Raw genomic sequence first — 24267 nt, forward strand, 5'->3', positions numbered from 1 at the left:
ATTGTTCAATCTTCAAGGGTCGAAATGTCCCCGACGTCCTGGCCGAGCTCGCGCGCCCGCAAGACCCGCCGCATCACCTTTCCGGAACGCGTTTTCGGAAGGCTTGAAGCAAAGTCGAGTTGCGCCGGCTGTGCGATCGGTCCGAGCTGGCGGCGGACATGGTCCGATAGTTCGCGGCGCAGCACGTCGCTGCCGTCGAAACCCTGCCGAAGGACGACAAAGGCCTTGATGACCTCGCCCTTGAGCGCGTCGGGCAGGCCAATGACCGCGCATTCCGCGACCGCCTGATGCGTGACGAGCGACGATTCCACCTCGGCAGTCGCAATCCGATGGCCGGCGCTGTTGATCACATCGTCCGACCGCCCGAGAAGCGAGATATACCCATCGGCATCCTCGATGGCCACGTCGCCGGTGACGTACCCGCCCAGAACCTTGGACCACAACGATTCATAGCGCAGCGGATCGCGCCAGATCGTCCGCAGCATGTAAGGCAGAGGCTGCTCTATGACGAGGAGGCCGGTTTCTCCGACCGCAACAGGCGCTCCTTCGGGACCGGCAATGCGCGTGCGCACGGTCGGCATCGGACGTCCGGCGAAGCCGGGCTTGGCGACCATCGCCGGAAACGTGCCGATCAGCGGACTGGCGATTTCGGTCTGCCAGAAATTGTCCACTACCTGGCCCCAAGCGCCTTCGTCGTCGCTAAGGATGCGGTTCTTCGCAAACGCCATCGCTTCCGGATTGAGAGGCTCGCCGGCGCAGGCGATCAGCCGCAATGACCGGCGGCTGGATCCCTCAAGGCACGCCTCGCCGGCGCGGATGAACATCCGCAGCAGGGTCGGCGCGACGAACATCGCGGTGATTTTATAACGATCGACCAGGCGCCACAGTGTATCGGCGGCGGGCCAGTCGGCGGCGCCTTCGCGCACGAACTGGTGCGCGCCCGCCAGAAACGGCCCATATACGATATAGGAGTGGCCGACGATCCAGCCCACATCCGAGGTGGACCACCATACGCCGCGATCGGGACCCAGCTCGAAGAAGTTTCGCGCGAACCAGTCGACCCCGACAATATACCCCCCATGCACATGGACGACCCCCTTGGGGCGGCCGGTCGTTCCCGAGGTATAGAGGATGAACAACGGATCTTCGGAGTCCATAGGTTCGGCGTCGCGCCAGGCCGGCGCCTGGGATACGATCTCGCGAAAATCGAGATGGCCGTCCGGCAGCCTAGCGTCGCTTCGACGAAGACCGATCACATTGGGTTGGTCCCGGTCGCTCAGGGCCTGGCAGACGATCCCGGTCAGTGGAATGGGCATTCCACGCCGATACGAGCGGTCGGCATAGATCACGGCCGTCGGCTCGCAGTCCGCGATGCGATCCCGCAAGGCCGTCTCGCCGATGCCCGCATATACCGCGGCATGCACGGCGCCGAGACGGGCGCAGGCCAGCATCGTGAAAATCGCCTCGGGAATGAGCGGCATGTAGAGGACGACGCGGTCGCCCTTGCCGACGCCAAGCCATGCCAGTGCATTTGCGATCTGGCAGACTTCGGTTCGTACTTCGGAATAGGTGAAGTTTCGGACGTCCTGGCCGTCCTCGGATGCCCAGGTCAGGGCAGGCGACGTTCCCCGCCCGTCCTCGATATGGCGGTCCAACGCGTTGAGCGTTGCATTCGTGGTTCCTCCGACGAACCAGGCGTGCGCGGATCCCTCGATGTGGGCGGCCTCGGTCCAAGGCGAAAGCCATCTCAGGGTGCAGGCATGCCGTTCCCAAAATCCGACAGGATCGGCGAGGGCGGCTTCGATCAGCCGATCGGGATCGGCAACAACGGGATTGTCAAGATGGCTTGCTGTGTGCACCAACGTACTGTTTGTGCGACGCAGAGCTTATACAAAAGCGCTATCGGTCGCCCTCCCGGACAGTTCGCGACATTCATACCGCGGAGGCGGTTTCTGTCAATCTGATATTTGTAAGGCAAATACTCGGCGGCGGCGCGATGGCGCAAACGATACGGCCCGACGAACGTTCAATTGACCGAAAACCACTTCTCCTCCCGCAGCGTGCTTCCGGCGAGCAGGTCGATTTCCTGCTTCAACCGTGCGCGCTTGTCGTTCGTCAGATACACGCGTCTCGCCGCCGCGACAAAGCTTCTTCCAAAGCTCTTCTTCGCTTCGAGGCGCCGCAGACGGTCTTCCAGGTCCCAGAGGCGCTGGTTCTGCGCCTGCAGGAGCTGCTCCTTCTGCCGTATTTTGCGCGTGGCCAGCGCCGGCTTCGCGTTGCGGATGTGAACGAGTCTGGCCAGTTCCCGGCCGATTCTCGCTCGCGTCGGACGATCCGGTATGCGTTTCTTCTTGATACGGAGAATGGATATCCGGTCGATCAAATCACCGGCCGGCACTGGAATGCTTACCAACATGGTATTAGGCCTCGTGAGCCGGTGCGTAAATCGCATGCTGCCCTAGTGTGCGTTTTTCGCCCATTGCATCGCCATTTGACAATTGATTGCCTCAATAGCGCAATCGTGAGCTTCCGTCGCCGCCACGTTTTTCCGATCCAGCAGATGCGAATGCGATAGAGCCGATTTTTTTGGTGCGTGGCGATTTCGCTTTAGCGGAAAAACTTGTCGAAAAACTGCCGACTGCTCGCGTCATCCGCGCGTGGCGGAGAAGGACATTTCGAAGCGTCTAGCGCTATTTCTTTCGTCGGATTGGGCTGATAAAGGCTTGCCACGATGCAATGCCAGAGGAAAGCAGCGTCCCTCTCTGTCCAACACACGACCGCCTTATTTTCGGCGCCGTCGATCGTGAGGACAATCCAACATTCCGGGTAGGAGTCGATCGAATGAAACGCGCGAAAGTCGTTGTTCTGGGCAGCGGACCGGCCGGCTGCACCGCTGCCATTTACGCCGCGCGCGCCATGCTGGAGCCGTTATTGATCGCCGGCATTCAGCCGGGCGGTCAGCTGACCATCACGACAGAGGTCGAGAACTATCCGGGTTTTGCCGATGCGATCCAAGGCCCCTGGCTGATGGAGCAGATGCAGCGTCAGGCGGAGCATCTAGGCACCGAGTTTGTGCAGGACACCATCGCTGCCGTCGATCTCACGCGCCGTCCCTTTACGCTGACGGCCGATTCCGGCGCCGTTTACGCCGCCGATTCGCTCATCATCGCGACCGGCGCGAGCGCCAACTGGCTTGGCCTGCCGAGCGAAAGCAAATTCCAGGGTTTCGGTGTTTCGGCCTGCGCCACCTGTGACGGCTTCTTCTTCCGCGGCAAGCGCGTCGCGGTGGTGGGCGGCGGCAATACGGCGGTGGAGGAAGCCCTTTTTCTTACCAATTTTGCCGAGCGCGTCACTCTCATCCATCGCCGCGACACGTTGCGCGCGGACAAGACCAACCAGACGCGCGTGACGGCCAACGAGAAGATCGACATTCTCTACGACACGGAAGTGGTCGAAGTCGTCGGCGGCGAGGACCCGAGAGGCGTCACCGGCCTGAACCTGCGCAATACGGTGACCGGCAGCATGAGCGCACTCGCCGTGCATGGGCTTTTCGTCGCCATCGGGCATTCGCCCGCCACCGAGCTGTTCAAGGGCAAGCTTGAAATGGACGAAACGGGGTACATCAAGACGGCTCCGGACTCCACCCATACCAGCGTCGCCGGCGTTTTTGCGGCGGGAGACGTAAAGGACAAGATATTCCGCCAGGCGGTGACGGCTGCCGGAATGGGCTGTATGGCGGCTCTGGAGGCCGAACGCTTCCTCGCCAGCGGGCACTGACGAGAGCTTCAACTCTCGTCGGCTGGAAGGTTTCGCGTTTCCGGTCCAAACCAGATCGCCACCAGTCCGACGACATAGAAGATCGAGACCGCCGCGGCAGCGTATGGGAGAGAGCCGAATGTCCCGACGAGCGCGCCGGCGACGAGCGGGCCGATGCCCGTGATGCTGCGGGCCAGGTTCCAGCAGAAGCCCTGGCCGGTGGCTCGCACGCGCGTGGGAAACAGCTCGGGCAGATAGACCGCGAACGTGCCGAATCCGCCGATCGCGAAATAGCCATAGACCGGAATGAACCACAGCAGATGGCCGAGCGTCTTGACATGCAGGAAGAGATACAGCGACGCGGCGAACGCACCTGCCGCGAAGAGGAAGTACGAATTGCGCCGTCCGATCGCATCGGTCAGCCACATCAAGGTGAGATACCCGGCAAGCGCACCCGCCATCATTAGCATGAAGGCGTAGCTCACTACCTTCACGCCGTCGGCATGCGCCGGACCGAGCAGCTGCTGGATCCAGCTCGGCAACAGCGTTAGCCCTGCCCAGGAGGTGATCATCATCGCGGAAGCGACGAGCAGACCGACGATTGTCTTTCGGCGCAGATCGGGCCTGAAGATCGCGGCGAACGTGCCGAAGGACGACGTCCGTGTGCCGTCCTGAATCTCTCTCTCGCGCACCCGCATCCAGAGTTCCGGCTCGGGAACGTGGCGACGCATGAAAAGCGTTAGCAGGGCCGGCAGTGCGCCCGCGGCAAGCACCCACCGCCATCCGCCGATCGGTCCTAGAATCAGATTATCCAGCGCGGCGACGAAGAAGCCGACGGAAAAGGCGAGCTGCACGAACTGCATGGCCCGGCTGCGATACCGCTCGGGCCAGGTCTCGGCGATCAGGGCGGCACCCGCCGACCATTCTCCGCCGATGCCGAACCCGGCCAAGGCCTGGAGAATGGCGAGTTCCCACCAGGTTTGCGCGAGGCCGCTCAGCCCGGTGAAGCCCGCATAAATCAGCACCGTGATGATCAAGGTGCGTGATCGCCCGATGCTGTCGGCGATGACGCCGAAGACGACACCGCCTATTCCCCAGGCGAACAGCTTGATCGCCATGATGAGCCCGCCTGTCCGGGCGATGTCGCCGGCATTGGTGCTATGCAGCAGCTCCGCCACGCTCGGGAAAAGCACGAGCGTGAAGAGGTTGAGATCCATCGAATCGAACAGCCACGCCAGGAAGGCCGAGCCCAGCGCGAGCCAATGGCGCGAGGTCAGTGCCGCATCTTGCGCTGGCGTCGCGCTATGTATCGTCACGGCCCCTCCCGCGTCGGCATCGCCGATCTTATTTGCGGCGAAGGTGGCAGTTTTTTTGCGGAGGGAGAAGCGTTGTGCGAACGACGATCGACAATATCGCCGATTCCGCACTGCGGATTTTCCGTGAAGCGTCCAAGCCGCGCATGAGATCAAATCACAGACCTGCTGTTAAGCCGCTTGGAATCGACCTTTTCGGCACTGTTTGAGATTCCGTGAAACGGACGTGGTGCTGCTTAAAGCCGCAGCCCGCATGTGGTTCGGTCGTTCTGTATACGGACACAACGGGGTAATTTGCGCTCATGGCCGACAGCGAACCATTTCGCGAGCTGTCCCTCGCGCATGATCGCGCGACATTTCCTGGAGAAGGCGCATGACGCAGCAGGCTGTCTCCTTCGATCGACGCAGGATGATCGCACTCATGGCAGGGGCCACCGCGGCGACGCTCGCTCCCAGAATCGCCGCCGCCAAGACGATGCGCCACATGACCCCGCCGCCGGCCGTGCACGAACCGCAACCTTTGGAAGGCTATGTCTTCCTGCGGCCGGATGAGGTGCGGTTGCTCGGTGCGGCCGTCGACCGGATCATCCCAACCGACGAACTCGGTCCCGGCGCCCGTGAGGCGGGTGTGGTCGTGTTCCTCGACCGGCAGTTGGCGGGCGGCTACGGCGCGAACGCGCGCATGTACTTGCAAGGCCCCTTCGGTCCGGCGACCCCATATCAGGGCTATCAGCTCGCGATCACCGTCGCCGACATCTATCGCATCTGCTTGGAGGCTATCGACCGGTATTGCACCGACACATACAAATCCGCGTTTGCCGATTTGCCGGCGGAACACCAGGACCAGATCCTCGCGGGCTTGGACAGCCTGTCGAAGGACCTGGACTCCGACGATGTCCCGGCCAAGCGCTTTCTTTCGATGTTGGTGCACGACACCAAGAGGGGATATTTCGCGGATTCGATCTATGGCGGCAATCGCGGCATGGCGGGCTGGAAACTGGTCGGCTATCCGGGCAATGCCGTCGACTACAGCGAAGAAATTCTCAAGGCGAACCAGCTTTACAAGCCGGCGTCGCCCCCGACCGGCATCATCGACATCGAGCGGGACATGGGAATGACGAACGGCTAGCGCCGCATCGGAACGAACGCACAAACAAGAACATACAGGGCAGGGCTTGCGGGAATGACCACACGATTGAAATCCGTAGACGTCGTGGTGATCGGCGTCGGTTGGGCCGGCGCGATCATGGCGACGGAATTGACTAGGGCCGGCCTGTCGGTCGTTGGCCTGGAAAGCGGTGGGCCGCGCAACGTCGCCGATTTCATGGGCCCGTCGATGCATGACGAGCTCGGCAATCAGGAACAGGCGTCGCCTTTTGCCGATCTCAGCAAGCGGACCGTGACATTCCGCAACAGCCTGGACGAGACGGCGCGTCCGGTTCGCCGCCACGGCGCCATGCCCTGGGTCGACAATGTCGGGGGCGGCGGCGTCTATTGGGCCGCGAACTGCTATCGCCTGACGCCCTGGGACTTCAAGGTCCGGACCAACACGATAGAGCGCTATGGCGCCAAGGCGCTGCCGGAGGACTGCACCAGCCAGGACTGGCCGATGTCCTACGAGGACATGGAGCCTTACTACGACAAGTTCGAGCGGATGATTGGCGCCGCAGGCAAGGCAGGAAATCTCAACGGCACGATCGTCGCTGGCGGTAACCCGTTCGAGGGTCCGCGCGCGCACGAATATCCCAACCCGGCCGCGCCCTATTCCTACGAGCAGTCCATGTTCGTCAAGGCGACGGAGGAATTGGGATACCATCCGTTTCCCATTCCCCGCGCGACGATGACGCGCGCCTACACCAATCCCGACGGGCTGATGCTGAATGCCTGCACCTATTGCGGCCATTGCGGAAGCTATGCCTGCGAGATGAACGCAAAGGCGAGTCCTCAGCTCACGCTTTTGCCGACCGCGCTGGCGAGCGGGCGGTTCGAGTTGCGGCCGCGCTCGGTGGTGACGCGGATCAATCTCGATTCGACGGGAAAGCAGGCCAGGAGCGTCACCTATGTCGATCCCGCGGGGCAGGAGATCGAGCAGCCGGCCGATATTGTCATCCTGAGCGCCTTCACCTTTGCGAATGTCCGTTTGCTTCTCGTGTCGCAAATCGGCGTCCCTTACGATCCGCAAACCGGCAAGGGCGTCATCGGCCGCAATTTCACCTGGCACAATCACATCACGCCCGCCGCGACTTTGTTCTTCGACCAGGGGCACGTGTTCAATTACTTCATGGGGTCCGGTGGCTACGGCGCGCGGATATTCGATTTCCAAGGCGACAATTTCGACCATACGGGACTGGGGTTCATCGGCGGTGCGGCGATCGGCGTGGTGAACGAAGGCCGCGGCATCCTGGACGGCGCGCCCGTGCCGCCCGGCACGCCCGCCTTCGGATCGGCGTGGAAAAAGGCCGTGGCGCACTATGCCAGCCGATCGGTCGAGATGACGGGGCAGCACGACAACCAGGCCCATCGCGGAAACTTCCTGGATCTCGATCCGACCTATCGCGACGGCTTCGGCATACCGATGCTGCGCGTTACTTACGACAACAAGGAGAACGAGAAGAAGGCCGACATCTATCTCCACACCAAGATGGCGGAGATCGCCAGAGCCATGGGCGCAAGCAGCGTCGAACCCAGGGGACTGCCGGAGCACATGGACTTCGCCTACCGCGGCTCGATCCACCAGTCTGGGGGTGCGATCTGCGGCTCTTCGCCGGAGAACAGCGCGGTCAACGGCTATCTGCAATGCTGGCAGACGCCCAACCTGTTCGTGGTCGGCGCCACGGCGCTTCCGCAGCTTCCCTCGCTCAATCCGACCCTGCCGGTGGGTGCGCTCGCCTATCGCGCGGCCGAGGCGATCGCGCAGCGATATGTGAAATCTCCCCAGCTGCTCGTCTGACGGGAAGGCGGGACGTGAACCGACGGGACATGGTGACAGGCGCGAGCGCGGCGCTGGCGGTGCTTGCGAGCGACGTCGGGACAGCCGCGAAGCCCCTTTCTGGCATACCCATCATCGACCCGCACATGCATCTGTTCGATGCGACGCGCCCCCAAGGCGCACCCTACGCCCTCATCGACTCGCCCTATTACAAAGGCGGCGTCTCGTTACCGCGGATGTACGACAATCGGGCTCGAGCGGCTGGCATCGTCGGCGCCATGGTCATGGAGGTCAGCAACTGGGTTGAAGACAATCTGTGGGTCCTGGAACAGGCTCAGAGCGACACGATGTTCGTCGGGGTCGTCGGTAATCTGGATCCGAACAGGCCGGAATTTGCGGAGTATCTCGACCGCTTTCGCAAGAACCCTTTGTTTCGCGGTATCCGCTACAGCAGCTTGTGGGGCTACGATCTGCGCAAGCAGGTCGACAATCCGATTTTCCTCGACGGGCTGAGGCGCCTGGCGGCGGCCGACCTGACCTTGGACACGGTCAATCGCGGCGTCGATCTGCTGCAGGCGGTGGTCAGGATCGGCGACAAAGTGCCGGACCTGCGAATCGTCATCGACTCGCTGCCGGCGTTCGAGCCCAAGCCTGAGGAATGGTCGGAGTACGAAGCCGTCCTGAAAGAGATGGCCGCCCGTCCGAACATCTTCGCCAAGATGTCCTGGTCCAACGCCGTCACGCTTGCCGACACCGATCACACCGCGGACGGACAATGGATGGCGGGTAAATACCGCGACCGACTCGACCTGCTGATCCAGACATTCGGCGAAGACCGCGCGATGTTCGCCTCCAACTATCCGCCTGTCATCGGACCGGTGCTGAAGACGATCCCGCAGGTCGTCGCGCTGACCAGGGCGTACTATGCCAACAAGCCCCGTGCGATGGCCGAGAAATTCTTCTGGAAGAATTCCCTGCTTGTCTACAAATGGGTCAGGCGCGCGTCGGATCAGCCCGGCATCGGGTGAAATTCGCTACGAAACGCCGCGCAACCGCGTCAGCGCGGCCGTGACGTCTCCTGGCGAAGCCGCGCCTCCATCGCCGAGAAGACGCCGGACCAGTCGCCATAGGACGATTGCCGAAACAGCGTCATGGTCGGATACCAGGGGCTGTCGGAGCGATCGAGAAACCACCGCCAATCGGGCATATATTTAAGCGCCACCCAGACTGGGCGACCCAATGCGCCGGCCAGGTGCGCGACGGCCGTATCCGAGGTGACGACGAGGTCCAGGCTTTGCATTGCCGCGGCGGTGTCGATGAAGGCGTCGGGGTCGGCGTCGAAATCGCTTCCCAGAGTCTCCACGCGAAGGCCGGTAGAAAGATCGTTCAGCTGTTCGCCGCCGTCGTTCTTCTGCAGGCTGATGAGGCGCACATCCGGAATCTTCGAGAGCGGCTCCAATTGCTTGAGCGCGAATGACCGGCCGATATCGACTTGCGTGTGCTTGCTGCCCTGCCAGCTGATGCCGACCTTGAAGCCTTCCCGCCCTATGGAATTCGCCCATTTCTCCAGCCTTTCCGGTTCAGGCATTAGATATGGCACCGGTGCGGGATTCGTGTCCGCTCGGGTCCGGAACGCAAACGGCAGGCTGAGCAACGCGACGTGATAATCGGTGGCCGATGGCGCCGACTCCAAACTCGCGACTTCGATAGTTGGACTGAGGGATTTCATCAGGCGCGTCAGCCCGTCCTGCACCGCCAGGATCACCTTTGCCCCCTCTGCCTCGGCGAGTAGCGCATAGCGGCAGAATTGGATCGTATCGCCTAGCCCTTGCTCGGCATGGATCAGCAAGGTCTTGCCGCGCAGCGGCTCCTCCCCCATCCATTCGGGCTGGGAATATTTCGGATAGACGGTTTGGCCGCGGCGCTTTTTTCGCCACTCATAAAGCGGCCAGCCGTCCGTGAAATTTTGCGTCAACAGAGCGCAAAGCCCCTTGTTCCAATGGGCTTCCGCGCCCTGCGGATCGATCGCGATGGCGCTGTCGAAGCATCGCAGCGCGTCGTCCAGCCGCCCCATGTCCTGAAGCGTCAGGCCCTTGTTGCCATAAGCATCCGCGGCACGCGGGTTGAGCGCGATCGCGCGGTCGAAACTTTGAATGGCTTCCTGCGGGCGCTGGAGATACTGCAGCGCGTTTCCTCTGTTGTTGTACGCCTCCGCATAATCCGGTTTGAGCGCTATGGCGCGGTCGTAGCTCCGCAGGGCGTCCTCTTGGCGCCACAGGTCCTGCAGCACGACGCCTAGATTGTTATAGGCCTCGGCATAGTCCGGCTTGACCGTGACGGCACGCTCGAAGTTCCGCAGAGCTTCGTTCAGCCGTTGCGCGGCGCGCAAGGCGATGCCTCGGTTGTTGTACGCTTCCGCGTAATCCGGCTTCAGTTTGATGGCGCGGTCGTAGCTCTGGATCGCCTCATCGGCCCTGCCGAGCGCCGCCAAGGCGAGGCCGCGATTGGAATAGGCGGGCGCGGCTTTCGGGTTCAACCGGATGACGGAATCGTACAACGCCACGGCCTCGGTGAAGCGTCCAAGACCATGTTGCTCGATCGCCTTGCGGAATTGGGCCGAGGCAATATCGAACCCGCTCATGCGAAGTCCTCAAAAAGCGCCATCATACGGCGGTGCGCCAGGTTGACGGCACCTCAAACGCCGGCGACCTTAGTGACGCATGGGCGGGACGGGCAAGCCCGCCGCGGCCATCGCACTGCGCGGCATCCCGGAGGCCGCTTCCTCGCGCAAAAAAAAACGGGAGTCGTGTTGGGGACACGACTCCCGTCACTACTGACCAAATACCAAATACGCAGGCTTCAGTCAGGCTTGGTCGCGGTCGGGTAATACTGACCGCCGGCCCAAAGCGTCATTCTCCAGTCGTCGGATGTGGGGTCCTTGCGTTCCCACACGGTCCATTCGTTCATCCAGTTGCGCCATTGGGGCACATAGTCGATGCTCCAGCCGCTGCTGCCGCCCGTAGCGTCGGCCCGGATGTCGTTGAGCACGACCACGTCGCGGCTTTTGCCGAGCACGAGCGCCACGGGATTCGCCTTGCCGACGACTTCCGGCGCGCCCGAGGGGTCCGCGATTTTCCCGGCGACATAGTCCTGCCCGGTCTCCAGGACGCCCTCGCTCTTGCGCTCCTTGGTGTAGCCGAGGTCGCCGCGATCGAAGAGCGACCGGTCGCTGAAGATCGTCGGGAAGTTCTTCTGCACGCGGCGGGCCAGGGAATCGTGCCAGACCACGAGCTTCGCGGCCACCTCTTTGCCTTCGGGCGGAAGCGCGTCGAGCGAGGGGTTCATCGGGCCGGGCGGCGGCACCGTCGCCCCGACGAAAGGCGCGCCCTTGCCGTTCACGGTCATGATGTAGCGCAGCAGCTGCCACTCGGTATTCTTCTTGTAGTAGAGCGCGACGTAGGTCTCGCCATTGTCCTTCGGGTGCGTGGTGTCCTGCAGAACGCCCGTGACGATGGCCACGCTCTTGTCGGCGCCGATGATCCAGGCCGAGTGATTGTTCAGGCGGTCCGGATCGATCTCGGGAAATTTCTTGAACACCAGGGTCTTCGGAAAATCCTGGCGGGCGGCCCATTCGAAAAACGCCGCCTTGCCGGTCGCGTCGTGGGGAAGCGTCGTCACGCTGAACGCATAGACGTCATCCGAGATCATGGGCTTCATCCGCGCCCAGTCCTTCTTTTGCCAGGCCTCGACGCGGCGCGTGTCGAGGGCCAGCACTTTGGCCGCGATCTGATCGATCGTTTCGGCGGCCGCGGATGAGGCAAGCATGATGGTGCCGGCGGCAACGCCGATGACGAGCGCCAATCCGGATTTGAAACGCATTATTTTCCTCCCCGATGTGTAGCTAGCCGATGTCGGCGACATCCGCTGCGCGGCGGCGGCGAAAGCGCTGCGATTTGCGCGCATGCTCCCCCCTCCCTCGATTGCGGTTCTTCATTCGAACCCTTTGGAGGAAGGAGGGGCGGGATCGGGATTTCCGTGAAGCACCGGCGAGGAATTTATTTCTTCGCTTCGCGGCTGCGGACGCGCGATTCACGTTTGCCGCCGGCGGTCTTTTCACTAGCGTCTCGTGTCACGCGACCGATCCGTCCGGGCCGCCAACACGCTTGAAGGACGGAAGGTCGCGGCTCGCCGGGTTGCGCAAGAAAAAAGGCGGCACGATACGCCCGCAGGAGGACGCATTATGACCCTGATCGAGAGGATGGCGCCCGCAAGGCGCGGGTTCCTCGGAGGCGTCGGCGCGTTGACCGGCATCTTGATGCTCCGCAGCGCGAGAGCCGGCACGGATTTGGCCGGCGAACAGCCGGCGGCGCTCCTCACGGAGGAAATGGATACGCTTGTGGCCGCGCTGGGCCGGTTGCTTCCGGGGGATGCGTCTAGCGGTGGTGCCGTCGAGGCGCGCGCACAGGTTTACATCGATCGCGCGCTTGCCGGCGCCTATGCCAAAGACCTGCCCGTCTATCGCGCGGGTCTGGCTGCCATCGCCGTTTTGGCGAAGCGTGCCGGGGCGGACAAGCCTGGCGCCTTGCCTCCAGCGGCACTCGACGCAATTCTCACACGCCTCGACGAAGGCGCCGTCTTGGAACTCCTCGGCGTCGTGACATTGGCCGACGGCGGAAAGCATTTCTTCAGGCTGCTGCACCGGCACATGCTCGAAGGCACGTTCGGCGATCCCGTTCATGGCGGGAACTACGAATTCATCGGTTGGAATCTGATCGGCTATCGCGGGCTGCAGTTCAACTATTCCGAGGCCGAGCAGGAGATCGACGGCGCGAAGCCGGCGGGAAACCGCACGATCGGCAGCTTCGGCCGGAGCCCGGTCTGATGCGGATATTGCCGTCGACCGATGTCGTTATCGTCGGCATGGGCGCCGGCGGGGCCACCGCCGCCGAAATTCTCACCAAGCAGGGCTTGAAGGTCGTCGGGCTGGAGGCTGGTCCCTATCTGACGCCGCAGGACTTCGCGACCGGCCTCGATGAGATCGGCGGCTGCCATGTCCGTAACGATCTCGGCGAGGTCAAATACAACAAGGAAATGCCGACCTGGCGCTATAACGAGTCCGTCGCCGCGACCGACGCGCCTGCCTTCCACAACACAAGGATGATGAACGGCGTGGGCGGCAGCACGGTCCACTACGGCGCCTTAAGCTGGCGCTTCACGCCTGGTGATTTCCGCGTGCGAAGCGACACGGTCAAGCGCTATGGCGAGAGCGCCCTTCCGCCCGGCTCGAGCATTGCCGATTGGCCGGTCAGCTACGACGATCTCGAACCCTATTACGACCATGTCGAATATGCCGTCGGCGTGTCGGGGAAGGGTGGCGTCAATCCGTTCGAGGGACCGCGGTCGCGCGACTATCCGATGCCGCCGATGCGGGCCGCCGGCTTCACCAAGCTCGCGGAAAAGACGATGCGCGCGCTCGGCTACCATCCGTTTCCGCGGCCGGCGGCGGTCAACAGCGTCAATTACGACGGACGCGCGGCCTGCTCTTATTGCGGATTCTGCAGCGGCTTTGCCTGCTGGAACGATTCGAAGTCGAGCATGCTGGTCACGGCGATCCGGCGGGCCGAAAGGACCGGCCTGCTGGAGATTCGCCCCGACAGCGTCGTGACGCGGATTTCCGTGGATCGCGCGAACCGGGCCAGCGGCGTGCAGTACCGTACGCTATCGGGCGAGATGGTCGAACAGCCGGCGAGGTTCGTCGTCCTGTCGACTTATGTGTACGAAAACGTCCGCCGCCTCCTGCTGTCCAAGTCCGAGGCGTTTCCGAACGGATTGTCCAACAATCACGGCCAGGTCGGGAAGAACTACATCACGCATACCTATCTTTCGCTGCACGGGCTGTTCCCGGGGCGCGATCTCAACCTGTTCAGCGGCATGTTCGGCCAGGAGATGGGTTTCGACGATCTCTACGGCGACAATTTCGATCACACGGGTCTGGGGTTCATCCGCGGCGTGACGGTTTTTTCCGATTTCCAGAATCTGCCCATCGCGTCGGCAGGGGAAGTCCCGCCCGACGTGCCGAAGTGGGGCCAAGCCTACAAGGACTGGCTGAAGACAAACATCAATTCGGTCGGCACGCTGAGCGCGACGGTGGAGACGTTGCCTTACGAGAGCAACTATCTCGATCTCGATCCCGGACCAAAGACCGACCCGTTTGGAGATCCCGTCATTCGGGTGACCTATGACGTTCATGACAACGAAAAGCGCATGGGTGCGTTCGCGGTCGGTCACCTGGATAAAATTCTGCGCGCCATGGGCGCGACCAAGACTTGGCCGGGCAACCGGCCCGTCGCGATCCCGCTCAGCGGACATGCCTTCGGCGGTACCCGCATGGGAACCGATCCGGCGCATTCGGTGGTCGACGGCTACAGCATCAGCCACGAAGTCCGCAATCTGGCGATCTTCGGCGGCTCAACCTTTCCGACCGTGTCGAGCTACAACCCGACGCAGACGATTCAGGCGCTGAGCTGGCGCTCGTCGGAATATATCGCGGCGAATTTCGGCCGCCTCACAAGCTAGCGCGAGAACAAGATGACGGGCATTTTGGGTCGCGGCGCCTTATCGCTGCTTTTGTGGAGCGCCGTCGCAGCGCCTGGCCAGGCGGCCGATGCGGATGGGATCGCGCCCGATCCGGATCTGGCGGTCTACACCAATTGCGCCGTGTGCCACGGAGCCTCCGGCGAGGGCCGCTTCGGACCGGCGTTCAAGGGCAATGCGGACTTGGCCGAAGCCGGCTTTGTCGTCGGGATGATCTTGCGCGGCACGGAGCACATGCCGTCGTTCCGTTCGCAACTCAGCGACGAGGACATTGCGAGCGTCGCCACCTATATCCGCTCGCACTGGGGCAACAATTGGAGCGCTGTGACGCCTGCGGACGTCAAGCGCCAACGAGCGGAGGACGCAGCCTCCGAGGGGAGCGGCCACTGAGGCCGTCGCCTCGCGGCCGCGAAACAGAGCGCCAGAGAATTTTCTCGCGAGCGCTTCACGGAAAGGGTGGCTTCAACCCTCTCTAATCAAGACCGGTTCTGAAGCCGGGCTCAAGAAATTGGGAGGCGTGGGGCGCGCGCAAGCGATTTCGCTTGGAAGTGCCGCGAACGACGGATGTTGCGCCAAGCGATGGATGCTGGCGCCCGGATCGGCGGCGAAACAGGGAACTCAGGGCAGAGAAACAGACGTCTGCATCGATGCAAGTGCAGGCCGGGGGAGGAATTATTATATGTACCGGACAAATCAATCAGCCGGATTGCGTTGTAATGCCAGCAATGGCGCATTGGCGGGGATTCGCAGGCGTGCACTGACCGGCGTGAGTGCCGGCGCCGTGGGCCTGGCGCTTCAGCTTGCTGTCGGCGGCGCCTATGCGCAGACCGAGCCCGGAGCCCAGCCGCCAGGCGGCATCGAGCAGGTGACGGTCACGGGCAGTCGCATTCAGAACTCGAACTATGCGGCGCCGACACCGCTGGCCGTGGTCAGCAGCGACGTGATCCAGCAGAACGCCATCACGTCGACGGTGGGCGTGCTGGCCCTGCTGCCGCAGCAATTGAACTCCATCAACGCCACCAATGCCGGCAACAACATCCAGGGTTCCGGTCTGGCGGGTGCCAATCTTCGGGCGCTGGGCGGCAGCCGGACGCTGGTGCTGGTGAACGGCCAGCGCTTCATGCCGACCTCGATCGGCACGAACGTGGCGGCGCCGGCCGGCACGGTCGACCTGAACGAGATCCCGGCCTCGCTGATCAAGCGGGTGGAGGTGATCACCGGCGGCGCCTCGGCCAGCTGGGGCTCCGATGCCGTGGCCGGCGTGGTCAACATCATCCTGGACAACGAGTTCACCGGCACCAAGGCGCAGGCGCAGTACTCGGTCACGCAATATGGCGATGGCGGCGAGCAGCAGCTCTCCTTCACCCATGGCGAGGACTTCGCCGACGGCCGCGGCCATTTCACCATCGCCGCCGAGTTCCTCAACAACCAGGGCGCCGGCTCCTGCTTCAGCAATTTCTCCCGCGACTGGTGCAGCGCCGCGTCGGGCTACAATCTCATCTCCAATCCCACGCCCGGGGTGAACGGCTATCCCGCCCGCCTCTACGTGCCGCGCGGCGTCGACTACCGCTCCATCATCCCCAACTCGCCCTATCCCACGCTGGTGATCGGCGGCATCGTGCCCTCCGGTCCGCTGACCGGCTATTCCTTCGACGCCAACTCCAATCCCTACAAGTTCACCGCCGGCACCATCCAGGTGCCGCCCGAGCCCGGCTTCCCGAAGCTCGAGAACCCGGAGATGCACTACACGCTCTACGGGCACGCCACCTACAACGTGTTCGACGACCTGCAGGCCAGCCTCGACGTGACCTATGCCGACGTCCGCACCAAGGCCATCCCCGCGGCCGCGGGCTGGAGCGGCGCCACGGTGAGCGGCCCGCTCGCCACCCAGATGCACATCTGCGACAACCCCGGTCCGGCCACGGCCGACGGCTATTGCGCGGCGGGCGAGGTCAATCCCTATCTGACCCCCGCCACCCTCGCGCTGATGGCGACCAACCACCTGACCAGCCTGCCGCTCGACTTCAACGGCCCGCAGTTCGGCTATTCGAACTACGTCACCGACCGCGACCTGATCCGCGTCGTTCCGGGCATCAGCGGCAGCTACAGGCTGTTCGGCCAGGACTGGACGTGGAACGCCTATGACGAGTACGCCCATTCCTTCTACACGGTGCGCGGCTACAACTCCTACAACACCGCCAACTTCAACCTGGCCTCCCATGCGGTGACCGTCACCCCCGCCAATGTCGGAAGCTCGGGCCTGGCCATCGGCTCCGTCGCCTGCCTGTCGACCCTGACCAACCCGTCCAATGGCTGCCAGCCCGTCAACTACATGGGCAACGTCACCCCCTCGCAGGCGGCGCATGACTACATCACCGGCACGCTGACCGCCGACATCACCACCACCCAGAACCTCGCCTCGGTCAGCACCTCAGGCACCTTGTTCGACCTGCCGGCCGGCCCGGTGTCGATGGCCATCGGCGGCGAGTATCGCCTCGACCAGGTCCGCACCGTCGAAGACCCGATCACCTTCGCCTCCGGCTTCGCCTCCGTCGCCCAGACCGCCGCCACCGGCGGGGTCAACGTGAAGGAAGGCTTCCTGGAGACCGAGATCCCCATCGTCAAGGACCTGCCCTTCACCAAGCTCTTGACCGCCCAGCTCGCCGGCCGCGTCACCGACTACTCGACCAGCGGAACCGTCGAGACCTGGAAGCTCGGCGCCGTCGACGACATCAACGATTGGCTGCGCCTGCGCGGCACCTTCTCCAGCGACATCCGCGCCCCCAGCCTGTGGGAGCTCTTCTCCACCGAGGGCACCTTCAACACCACCGTCTCCGATCCCGTCACCCACAACTCCAGCGCCTATGTCATCCAGTACATCGGCGGCAATCCCCACCTGAAGCCCGAAGTCGCCAGCACCATCACCGCAGGCTTCGTCGTCACCGCCCCAGAAGACTCCATCTTCGCAGGCCTCACAACGTCCCTCGACTACTACAAAATCGATATCAAAAACGCCATTACCGCGGGCCTCGGGTCCCAGGTCACGGTCAATCAGTGCTATGCCGGCTTTGCGCTGGCCTGCAGCCTGGTCGTGCGCAACCCCGACAACACCATCGCCTACATCTACAACAACTACGTCAATGCCTTTAACCAGGTGACTGCCGGCTACGATCTCTCCGTCAACTACTCCCGTCCGCTGTTCGACGGCGTCGCCGACGTCTCCATCGCGGTCAATCACGTGACCGAGGACTATTACACCTCCAATCTGAGCGGCCAAACGATCAAGACGCTGGGCTTCGTCGGCAGCGCCTCCACCGTCGGCGGCCAGCGCGAGTGGAACCTGTCGGGCAGCCTCACCTATGCGCTGGAACACTCCAGCGTGACGCTGCGCGGGGTCTACATCTCCTCCGGCATCCTCAACAACGCGCTGATCGGGCCCGGCCAGGTCGGCTACAGCCCCTATCTGCCCAACAGCACCCAGTTCAATCTCGCGCCCGACGCCTACTACCTCTATCTGAGCGGCACGAGGGATATCTGGACCCGCGGCGACGACCAGGTGCTGCAGCTCTACGGCTCGATCGACAACCTGCTCAACAAGCATCCGCCGCTCGATACCGTGGCCCAGACCGGCACCAATGGCGGGCCGCCCAACAACTACACCAACTACGCTGTCTACGATCAGCTCGGGCGGACGTTCAGGATCGGATTGCGGCTGAAAATGTAAGAGGCGCCGGCGCAATCGCGCCGTCATTTGGGATTATGCTTGAAGGTGCCGCTGGAGCTTCGTTCCAGCGGCACAGGAGTTAGCTAGGAGGTACTCAATGAGCCTGCGCAAAGCACTATACGCCGTCGGCGTCGTCGCCATGATCGTGGCCGGCGCGGTCCACGCCCAACCGCTCGGCATCGGCAAACCGGCGCCGGATTTCACCGTTACCGATGTCAACGGCAAGACCGTGTCGCTGAAGGATCTTCGCGGAAAGATCGTCGTCATGGATTGGGTGAACCCGGAATGCGACTACGACGACGGCAAGCACTACCTGTCGGGCAATATTCCAACGATGCAAAGAGACTTCCACAAGGAAGGCATCGTATGGCTTTCTTTCAATTCGGCGGCGCCGGGAAAGCAGGGCGAATACAGCGGAGCCAAGCTCGATGCCTGGCTCAAGAAGGTGAAATGGAATGGCGACCATTACACCCGCGATCTCGACGGACATGTCGGTCACATGTATCACGCCACCGCGACGCCCGACTTCTACATCATCGATAAGGACGGCAATCTCGTCTACGCGGGCGCCATCGATAACATTCCATCGACCGACGTCGCCGACATCCCGCACGCGACAAATTATGTGCGAAAGGCGCTCGCCGAAGTGATGGCAGGCAAGCCCGTCACGACGCCCGTGACGCGCCCCTATGGCTGCACCGTGAAATACGGCGACGAGAGCTGATCGATCGCGGCCGAAGCCGGGCGCCGCGCCCGGCCCTGGCCGGGTTCGCGCATTCGCTTGGAATCTTAAAGGGACACACACATGAAAATCTCGACGCGCTTTGCCGTGGCGGCGCTGGCGACTCTTCTGTCGGTCGCAGCCACGCCTATCGCCGTTGCGAAGAGCACTGCGACCGGCGTCGATATTCCCGATCCAGCGCACGTGCAGAAGAACATGGAAGACATTCTGGCGCTGGATAAGGCGCGTTTCGAGGCCTGGAAAGCCGGCGACTTCGACAAGTTCGCGGAGGCCGTCGGCCCCGATTTCATCGGCATCGACGGCAACGGCGCGCCCGGCGCGCAGCGGCTGGAGCACGATGCGTTCCTGGCCTATGCCAAGGCGGCCCGCCCGGCCTCCACCGTGACCTTGGAGCAGACCGCGCGTGTGATGGGTTTCGAGCAGGACGTCGCCATCGTCCAAGGCACCCTGAAAGATAGCGCCGGCGGCAAGGGCAAAGGCGCCGGCAGCGGTACCGGTGCGATCTATTCCGCCGTCTATGCGCGGGTGCTCGATGACTGGCAGCTCGTTCGCTTCATCATCTCGCCGCTGACGCCGTCCGATCCGCCGCCGGCGCCGCCGCCGGGTCCGGCATGGTCGATCAACGACTTCTCACCCACCCAGGCGCATCAGATCGAGGTGATGCGCGACTCGTTTCAGGAACTCGCCGTCCACGACACGGCCGGCATGGAGAACACGCTCGACGACACCTATGTCGACATTCACGGCAACGGGCTGAAGGATTACGGCAAGGCGGCCTACATCCAGGCTCGGATTCCGGTGCCGAAGCAGACGCCGGGGCTTATCGGCCTGGAAAAGCCGAACGTCGAATCCTTCGGCAATTACGGCGACGTCGTGGTGATCGACGGCATTCGGCGTGACGCAACGGCGGGCGTGATCTATGGCGCCGATTTCACGCCGCCCTGGCGCAATGTCGTCTACTACATCGCGGTCGTCCGGCGGCTGGGCCACCACATCAACGACTGGCGTTTGACGCTCTACCACGCCACCTACGTCCATACGCCGGACGAAGCCAAGGCTTCCGGCGCGGCACCGCACTGACGCGCGGCATTCTAGAGGATCTGTCATGCAGTATTGGAAGCCGGTGATCAGTCGCCTGTTCGGTCGGATCTGTTTGGGCATCGCCGCCGCCGGCTTCGCCCTCGCGGCCCAGGCCGCTCCGCTCACGATAGGGCACGTCAAGATCGAGCTCGTCACGGAGAGCTCTTCCGTCCAGCCCGGCACGGCTTTCACTGTCGGTACGCATTTCCTGGTCGATCCGCATTGGCATATCTATTGGATCAATCCCGGAGACGCCGGTGCGCCCACGACGATCGGCTGGACCTTGCCCCAGGGCTTCCAGGCAGGCCCGATCCAGTGGCCGCATCCCGTGCGCCTGCCGGTGCCGGGCGCGCTGAACTTCGGCTACGAAGACGAGGTGACGTTCCTGAACACCTTGACGCCGCCGGCGGATTTGAAGGCGGGAACGAACGTTCCGATCAAGGAGCACGTCACCTGGCTCGTCTGCAACCTGTCGAACTGCATTCCCGGCAAGATCGATCTTACGGCCAACCCGACCGTTACCACCACTGCGCCGACTCCGGATCCGCAGGTGGCCGCGATCTTCAAGGCCGCGCGCAGCGACCTGCCGCAGGCAATCGCCGACTGGAAATTCAGCGCTGAAGCGACCAGCGACGGCGGCTACCGCCTGATCGCGGAACCGACACGCACGGGCGTGACGCTGCCGTCCGGCGATAAGCCGTTCTACTTCAACATCGCCGACAGCACGGTTGAGAACTCGGCGCCTCAGCCGATCAAGATGGAAGGCGACAAGGTCGTCGCCACGCTGACCAGGGCGACATTCGCGTCCGACTTGGCGAAGCGCCTCACCGGCGTGTGGGTTTCCCCCTTGGGTTGGGGTGCCGGCGGTCCGACCGCGGCGGAGATCGACGTCCCGGTGGGTCCCGTCGTGGCGGCCGGGGGGGCCGCGGCGACGCAAAGGGCGGTTGCCGGAGCCGATGCCACGTCGTCGGCCTCCCTTCTCGGATTGTTGGGCGCAGTGGCCTTGGGGCTGCTGGGGGGCCTCATCCTCAACCTGATGCCCTGCGTGTTCCCGGTGCTGGGCCTGAAGGTCATGGGCTTCGTTGAGCAGGCGGGCGCGGACCACAAAAAAGTCGTGATGCATGGCCTCGTGTTCACGGCCGGCGTGCTCATCTCCTTTTGGGCATTGGCGGGACTTCTTGCGGTCCTGCGCGCCGGTGGCGAGCAGCTCGGCTGGGGGTTCCAATTGCAGTCGCCCGCCTTCGTGTTCGCGCTGGCGGCCGTGATGCTGGTCTTCGCCATAAATCTGAGCGGCGTCTTTGAAATCGGAATATCGGCGACCGCCACCGGGTCCGATCTTCAGAGCAAGTCCGGCCTTATCGGCACGTTCTTCACCGGTTTTCTGGCCACCGTCGTCGCCACGCCGTGCAGCGCGCCGTTCCTCGCCCCTGCGTTAAGCGCGACCCTGACGCTGCCCGGCATCCAGTCCTTCATCGTCTTCACGGCCATCGGCCTCGGCCTGTCGTTGCCTTATCTGCTGTTATCCCTGTTCCCTTCGGCCGTGCGGATCCTTCCGCGTCCGGGCCGCTGGATGGAGACCTTCAAGCAGATCATGGCGTTTCCGCTCTACGCGACGGTTGCGTGGCTGCTATGGGTTCTCGCCGGCCAATTGTCGCCCGACGGGCTTTTGAACGCGACCTGGGCTCTTGTCGCATTGGCCATGGGTCTGTGGGCGTATGGCCGGTGGGCGGGACCGGGCGCCAAGCGGTCGAGTGTTCGGCTGGCGGTCGCCTCCCTGGTGATCATGGTTGGCCTCGGTTTCTGGCTGGGATGGCCGCGCGGCGACAACCTGGCGTCGAGCACCACGCAGGTGGCGTGGGAGGCATGGTCGCCCGAGACGGTGCAAAGGATGCGCGCCGAAAATCGCACCATCTATGTCGACTTCACGGCACGCTGGTGCGCAACCTGTCAGGCCAACAAGAAAATCGTCTTCAGCTCGCAGGACGTCCTGAAGACCTTCGCGGACAAGCGCGTCGCGATGCTGGAGGCGGATTGGACCAATCAGGATCCCAGGATCACCAACGAATTGGCCAAATACCATCGCAACGCGATTCCCTTCGTCATTGTCTATAAGCCTGGGCAGGAAGAGCCGACCATCCTGCCGCAGCTCCTGACGCCCGATATCGTCCTGAACGCCGTTAACTGAACCGGTCCGATGCCATAACGGATCGGCCGAGACCGCGGTCCGGCACGGCCAATACCGGTATAGGTGCTGGATTTTACGACCTCGGGAAATGTCTTCGATCGGTGGTTCACGGAAAGTGTCCGGTCGTGTATCATTATCCCATTAGAGGCAGTGGGAATTGTGGTGTCTCAGGACCAAGACGAACTCGTGGAATGGCTCGGACGGTGCGTGCTGCCGTGTGAAGCCTATGTGCGCGGTTGGCTAAGACGGGCATCCGTTCAACCGGTCGAGATCGATGACATAATCCAGGAGGCTTACAGCCGCATCTCCGAAGTCCGGTTGTTTCGCCGCATCGCCAATCCGCGGGCGTACTTTTTGGAGGTGGCGCGGAACATTCTCTACGAGCAGCTGAGGCGGGCGCGAATAGTGCGCATCGATACGGTTGCCGAACTGGAATCCTTGAACATCGTGGACGACAGGCCGTCTCAGGAGCAGGCGGCGATCACCAGGGAGGATATCGCGCGGCTTAAGCGTCTCATCGATCAACTACCCGATCGATGCCGGAAGATGTTCGTGATGCGGAAAATTCAGGGACTGTCACAAAAACAAATCGCCGAAGCGTTAGGCGTTACCGAGAACACGGTTGAAACCCAGGTAGGACGAGGCTTCAGACTCATTTTGAATGCGTGGGCGGGAGACACGCAGGAAAATTCGGAACGTCGCAATGTGGACCATGAGCGAACAAGACTCCGTCGCAAATCCGATTGATGCTCGGGCGATCGAGTGGGTGACCCAGATCGACAAGGGCGAGATGCCCGCGTCGAGGCGTGCCGAGTTGGATGCTTGGCTCGAAGCGGACTCACGACATAGAGGCGCATTTCTGCGCGCTCAGGCGGCGTGGAAGGTTCTCGACAGGTTGAATATCCTGCCCCACGAGGATTTGGATGTGCCGCCATCGCGGCAAGTCCGGCTTTCGCGGCGTGGAGCGCTGATCGGCGGCGGGGCGGCGATCGTCGGCGCGGCGGCGGCAGTTGGGATCTTCCGGAACGGCCAGGATCAGATCCGTACGGCGATCGGAGAAATCCGCCGCGTGCCCTTGGACGACGGTTCGGTCGCCGCCATCAATACCGATTCGGAACTCAACGTCGCTTTCAAGCCGGATCTGCGGGAAATCACCCTTGCCAAGGGCGAGGCGTGGTTCGACGTCGCCAAGGATCGCCGCCGTCCCTTCGTCGTGGCGGCCGGCGACGTGCGGGTACGCGCGGTCGGTACGGCCTTTTCGGTGCGCCGGCGCGACAGCGGCGCCGATGTCCTGGTCACCGAGGGGGTGGTCGAGACCTGGATGGTTGGCGCCGAGGGGCGCGGGAAGCGCATTGCGGCAGGCGCCAAGATTTTCGTTTCGGATCTGGCCGGTCCCTCGAAGTTGGTTGTCGGACATTCGGGGATCGACCGCACCTTGGCGTGGCGAAGCGGGGAAATCGCGCTGAACGGCGAAACCCTGGGCGACGCGGCGACGGAGTTCAATCGCTACAACACGCGCCGCGTGACCGTGGACCCCTCGTTCTTGGAAAGGCGGCTTGTCGGCTGGTTTCATACCAACGATCCGGAGACCTTTGCGCGTGCCGCTGCGGCAACCCTGGGTGCGAACGTCGTGGCCGGCAATGATGAAATCCATATTGCGCCGAAATCACAACGATAAAAGTTTTCTTCGGCTTCACGGAAATTGGCCTTCCGTTCCTCTCTCCAGTTAGGGCTAGTGTAAGCCCCAAAAAAAGGGCCCCGAAAGGCGGGCCCGAGGGGAGAGGCTATGCGTGCGGGGGGTTTCGCTTGGCTTCGAGCGAAACAGGGAGTTCTGTTGGGAACTTCCGCACTCGTATTGGCGCAGCCGGCGCTTGCCCAAGACGCGATAAGATCCTTCAACGTCGGATCGCAATCGGCCGTGACCGGCATCCCGGAATTTGCCCG

The 24267-nt window shown here is 63.0% G+C and carries 18 protein-coding genes; 13 read left to right on the forward strand and 5 right to left on the reverse strand.

Translation table 11 applies throughout. The annotated features are described in order from the left end of the window. Positions 1-5: 5 nt before the first annotated feature. Positions 6-1859, reverse strand: a complete 1854-nt coding sequence (locus WDN01_21120) for an acetate--CoA ligase (protein MEJ0028533.1) — start codon at positions 1857-1859, stop codon at positions 6-8. Positions 1860-2026: 167 nt separating this feature from the next. Beyond that, a complete protein-coding gene (locus WDN01_21125) occupies positions 2027-2416 on the reverse strand; it encodes a DUF6165 family protein (GenBank protein ID MEJ0028534.1) in 390 nt (129 codons plus the stop codon). 425 nt (positions 2417-2841) lie between these two features. On the opposite strand from WDN01_21125, the gene trxB reads away from it, so the two are divergent. Then, the gene (gene trxB / locus WDN01_21130; protein ID MEJ0028535.1) at positions 2842-3777 is read left to right on the forward strand and encodes a thioredoxin-disulfide reductase; all 936 of its coding nucleotides are present in this window, start codon (positions 2842-2844) and stop codon (positions 3775-3777) included. Positions 3778-3785: 8 nt separating this feature from the next. Here the strand turns inward: trxB and WDN01_21135 are convergent, their stop codons facing one another. After that, entirely contained in the window at positions 3786-5072 is a 1287-nt protein-coding gene (locus WDN01_21135; GenBank protein MEJ0028536.1) for an MFS transporter, read from the reverse strand. A 370-nt stretch (positions 5073-5442) separates the two neighbouring features. Here WDN01_21135 and WDN01_21140 point away from each other — a divergent pair, with 370 nt between their 5' ends. From WDN01_21140 to WDN01_21150, 3 genes are read left to right on the forward strand one after another with little or no spacing between them, the layout of a single operon-like run. Beyond that, positions 5443-6198 (forward strand): gluconate 2-dehydrogenase subunit 3 family protein, encoded by a 756-nt coding sequence (locus tag WDN01_21140; protein MEJ0028537.1) that lies wholly within the window; start codon positions 5443-5445, stop codon positions 6196-6198. Positions 6199-6252: 54 nt separating this feature from the next. Further along, positions 6253-8019, forward strand: coding sequence for a GMC family oxidoreductase (locus WDN01_21145; GenBank protein MEJ0028538.1), 1767 nt, complete (start codon positions 6253-6255; stop codon positions 8017-8019). Positions 8020-8033: 14 nt separating this feature from the next. Beyond that, entirely contained in the window at positions 8034-9026 is a 993-nt protein-coding gene (locus WDN01_21150; protein MEJ0028539.1) for an amidohydrolase family protein, read from the forward strand. 29 nt (positions 9027-9055) lie between these two features. On the opposite strand, the gene WDN01_21155 is transcribed toward WDN01_21150, so the two are convergent. Both WDN01_21155 and WDN01_21160 read right to left on the reverse strand, forming a co-directional pair. Then, on the reverse strand, positions 9056-10639 hold the full coding sequence (locus WDN01_21155) for a tetratricopeptide repeat-containing glycosyltransferase family protein (GenBank protein MEJ0028540.1): 1584 nt from the start codon (positions 10637-10639) through the stop codon (positions 9056-9058). A gap of 218 nt (positions 10640-10857) precedes the next feature. Next, complete coding sequence (locus tag WDN01_21160) at positions 10858-11877, reverse strand: hypothetical protein (protein ID MEJ0028541.1); 1020 nt, start codon at positions 11875-11877, stop codon at positions 10858-10860. Positions 11878-12238: 361 nt separating this feature from the next. Here WDN01_21160 and WDN01_21165 point away from each other — a divergent pair, with 361 nt between their 5' ends. The 9 genes from WDN01_21165 (at position 12239) to WDN01_21205 (ending at position 24001) form a co-directional block, all read left to right on the forward strand. Continuing rightward, positions 12239-12880 carry a gluconate 2-dehydrogenase subunit 3 family protein gene (locus WDN01_21165; protein ID MEJ0028542.1) on the forward strand — a complete coding sequence of 214 codons (642 nt, stop codon included), beginning with the start codon at positions 12239-12241 and terminating at the stop codon, positions 12878-12880. After that, positions 12880-14574, forward strand: a complete 1695-nt coding sequence (locus WDN01_21170) for a GMC family oxidoreductase (protein ID MEJ0028543.1) — start codon at positions 12880-12882, stop codon at positions 14572-14574. The genes WDN01_21165 and WDN01_21170 overlap by 1 nt, the downstream gene beginning before the upstream one ends. Positions 14575-14586: 12 nt before the next feature. Continuing rightward, entirely contained in the window at positions 14587-14982 is a 396-nt protein-coding gene (locus tag WDN01_21175; GenBank protein ID MEJ0028544.1) for a cytochrome c, read from the forward strand. A gap of 391 nt (positions 14983-15373) precedes the next feature. After that, positions 15374-18316, forward strand: coding sequence for a TonB-dependent receptor (locus WDN01_21180; GenBank protein MEJ0028545.1), 2943 nt, complete (start codon positions 15374-15376; stop codon positions 18314-18316). A gap of 97 nt (positions 18317-18413) precedes the next feature. Then, on the forward strand, positions 18414-19040 hold the full coding sequence (locus tag WDN01_21185) for a redoxin domain-containing protein (GenBank protein ID MEJ0028546.1): 627 nt from the start codon (positions 18414-18416) through the stop codon (positions 19038-19040). Positions 19041-19121: 81 nt separating this feature from the next. Then, entirely contained in the window at positions 19122-20138 is a 1017-nt protein-coding gene (locus WDN01_21190) for a nuclear transport factor 2 family protein (protein MEJ0028547.1), read from the forward strand. A 25-nt stretch (positions 20139-20163) separates the two neighbouring features. Beyond that, the gene (locus WDN01_21195) at positions 20164-22323 is read left to right on the forward strand and encodes a thioredoxin family protein (protein ID MEJ0028548.1); all 2160 of its coding nucleotides are present in this window, start codon (positions 20164-20166) and stop codon (positions 22321-22323) included. A 162-nt stretch (positions 22324-22485) separates the two neighbouring features. Further along, positions 22486-23070, forward strand: a complete 585-nt coding sequence (locus tag WDN01_21200; protein ID MEJ0028549.1) for a sigma-70 family RNA polymerase sigma factor — start codon at positions 22486-22488, stop codon at positions 23068-23070. After that, positions 23036-24001, forward strand: coding sequence for a FecR domain-containing protein (locus WDN01_21205; GenBank protein ID MEJ0028550.1), 966 nt, complete (start codon positions 23036-23038; stop codon positions 23999-24001). Before WDN01_21200 ends, WDN01_21205 begins: the two co-directional genes overlap by 35 nt. Positions 24002-24267: the final 266 nt, after the last annotated feature.

Origin of the sequence: Rhizomicrobium sp., from assembly GCA_037200985.1 — a bacterium.
Taxonomy (GTDB): Bacteria; Pseudomonadota; Alphaproteobacteria; order Micropepsales; family Micropepsaceae; genus Rhizomicrobium.

Excerpts from the sequence above, each read along its gene's own strand:
- WDN01_21145 (MEJ0028538.1), top strand. The coding sequence starts at position 6,253 with ATGACCACACGATTGAAATCCGTAGACGTCGTGGTGATCGGCGTCGGT.
- WDN01_21195 (MEJ0028548.1), top strand. The coding sequence starts at position 20,164 with ATGCAGTATTGGAAGCCGGTGATCAGTCGCCTGTTCGGTCGGATCTGT.
- trxB (MEJ0028535.1), top strand. The coding sequence starts at position 2,842 with ATGAAACGCGCGAAAGTCGTTGTTCTGGGCAGCGGACCGGCCGGCTGC.
- WDN01_21170 (MEJ0028543.1), top strand. The coding sequence starts at position 12,880 with ATGCGGATATTGCCGTCGACCGATGTCGTTATCGTCGGCATGGGCGCC.
- WDN01_21185 (MEJ0028546.1), top strand. The coding sequence starts at position 18,414 with ATGAGCCTGCGCAAAGCACTATACGCCGTCGGCGTCGTCGCCATGATC.
- WDN01_21155 (MEJ0028540.1), bottom strand. The coding sequence starts at position 10,639 with ATGAGCGGGTTCGATATTGCCTCGGCCCAATTCCGCAAGGCGATCGAG.
- WDN01_21160 (MEJ0028541.1), bottom strand. The coding sequence starts at position 11,877 with ATGCGTTTCAAATCCGGATTGGCGCTCGTCATCGGCGTTGCCGCCGGC.
- WDN01_21205 (MEJ0028550.1), top strand. The coding sequence starts at position 23,036 with ATGAGCGAACAAGACTCCGTCGCAAATCCGATTGATGCTCGGGCGATC.
- WDN01_21165 (MEJ0028542.1), top strand. The coding sequence starts at position 12,239 with ATGACCCTGATCGAGAGGATGGCGCCCGCAAGGCGCGGGTTCCTCGGA.
- WDN01_21140 (MEJ0028537.1), top strand. The coding sequence starts at position 5,443 with ATGACGCAGCAGGCTGTCTCCTTCGATCGACGCAGGATGATCGCACTC.
- WDN01_21125 (MEJ0028534.1), bottom strand. The coding sequence starts at position 2,416 with ATGTTGGTAAGCATTCCAGTGCCGGCCGGTGATTTGATCGACCGGATA.
- WDN01_21190 (MEJ0028547.1), top strand. The coding sequence starts at position 19,122 with ATGAAAATCTCGACGCGCTTTGCCGTGGCGGCGCTGGCGACTCTTCTG.
- WDN01_21175 (MEJ0028544.1), top strand. The coding sequence starts at position 14,587 with ATGACGGGCATTTTGGGTCGCGGCGCCTTATCGCTGCTTTTGTGGAGC.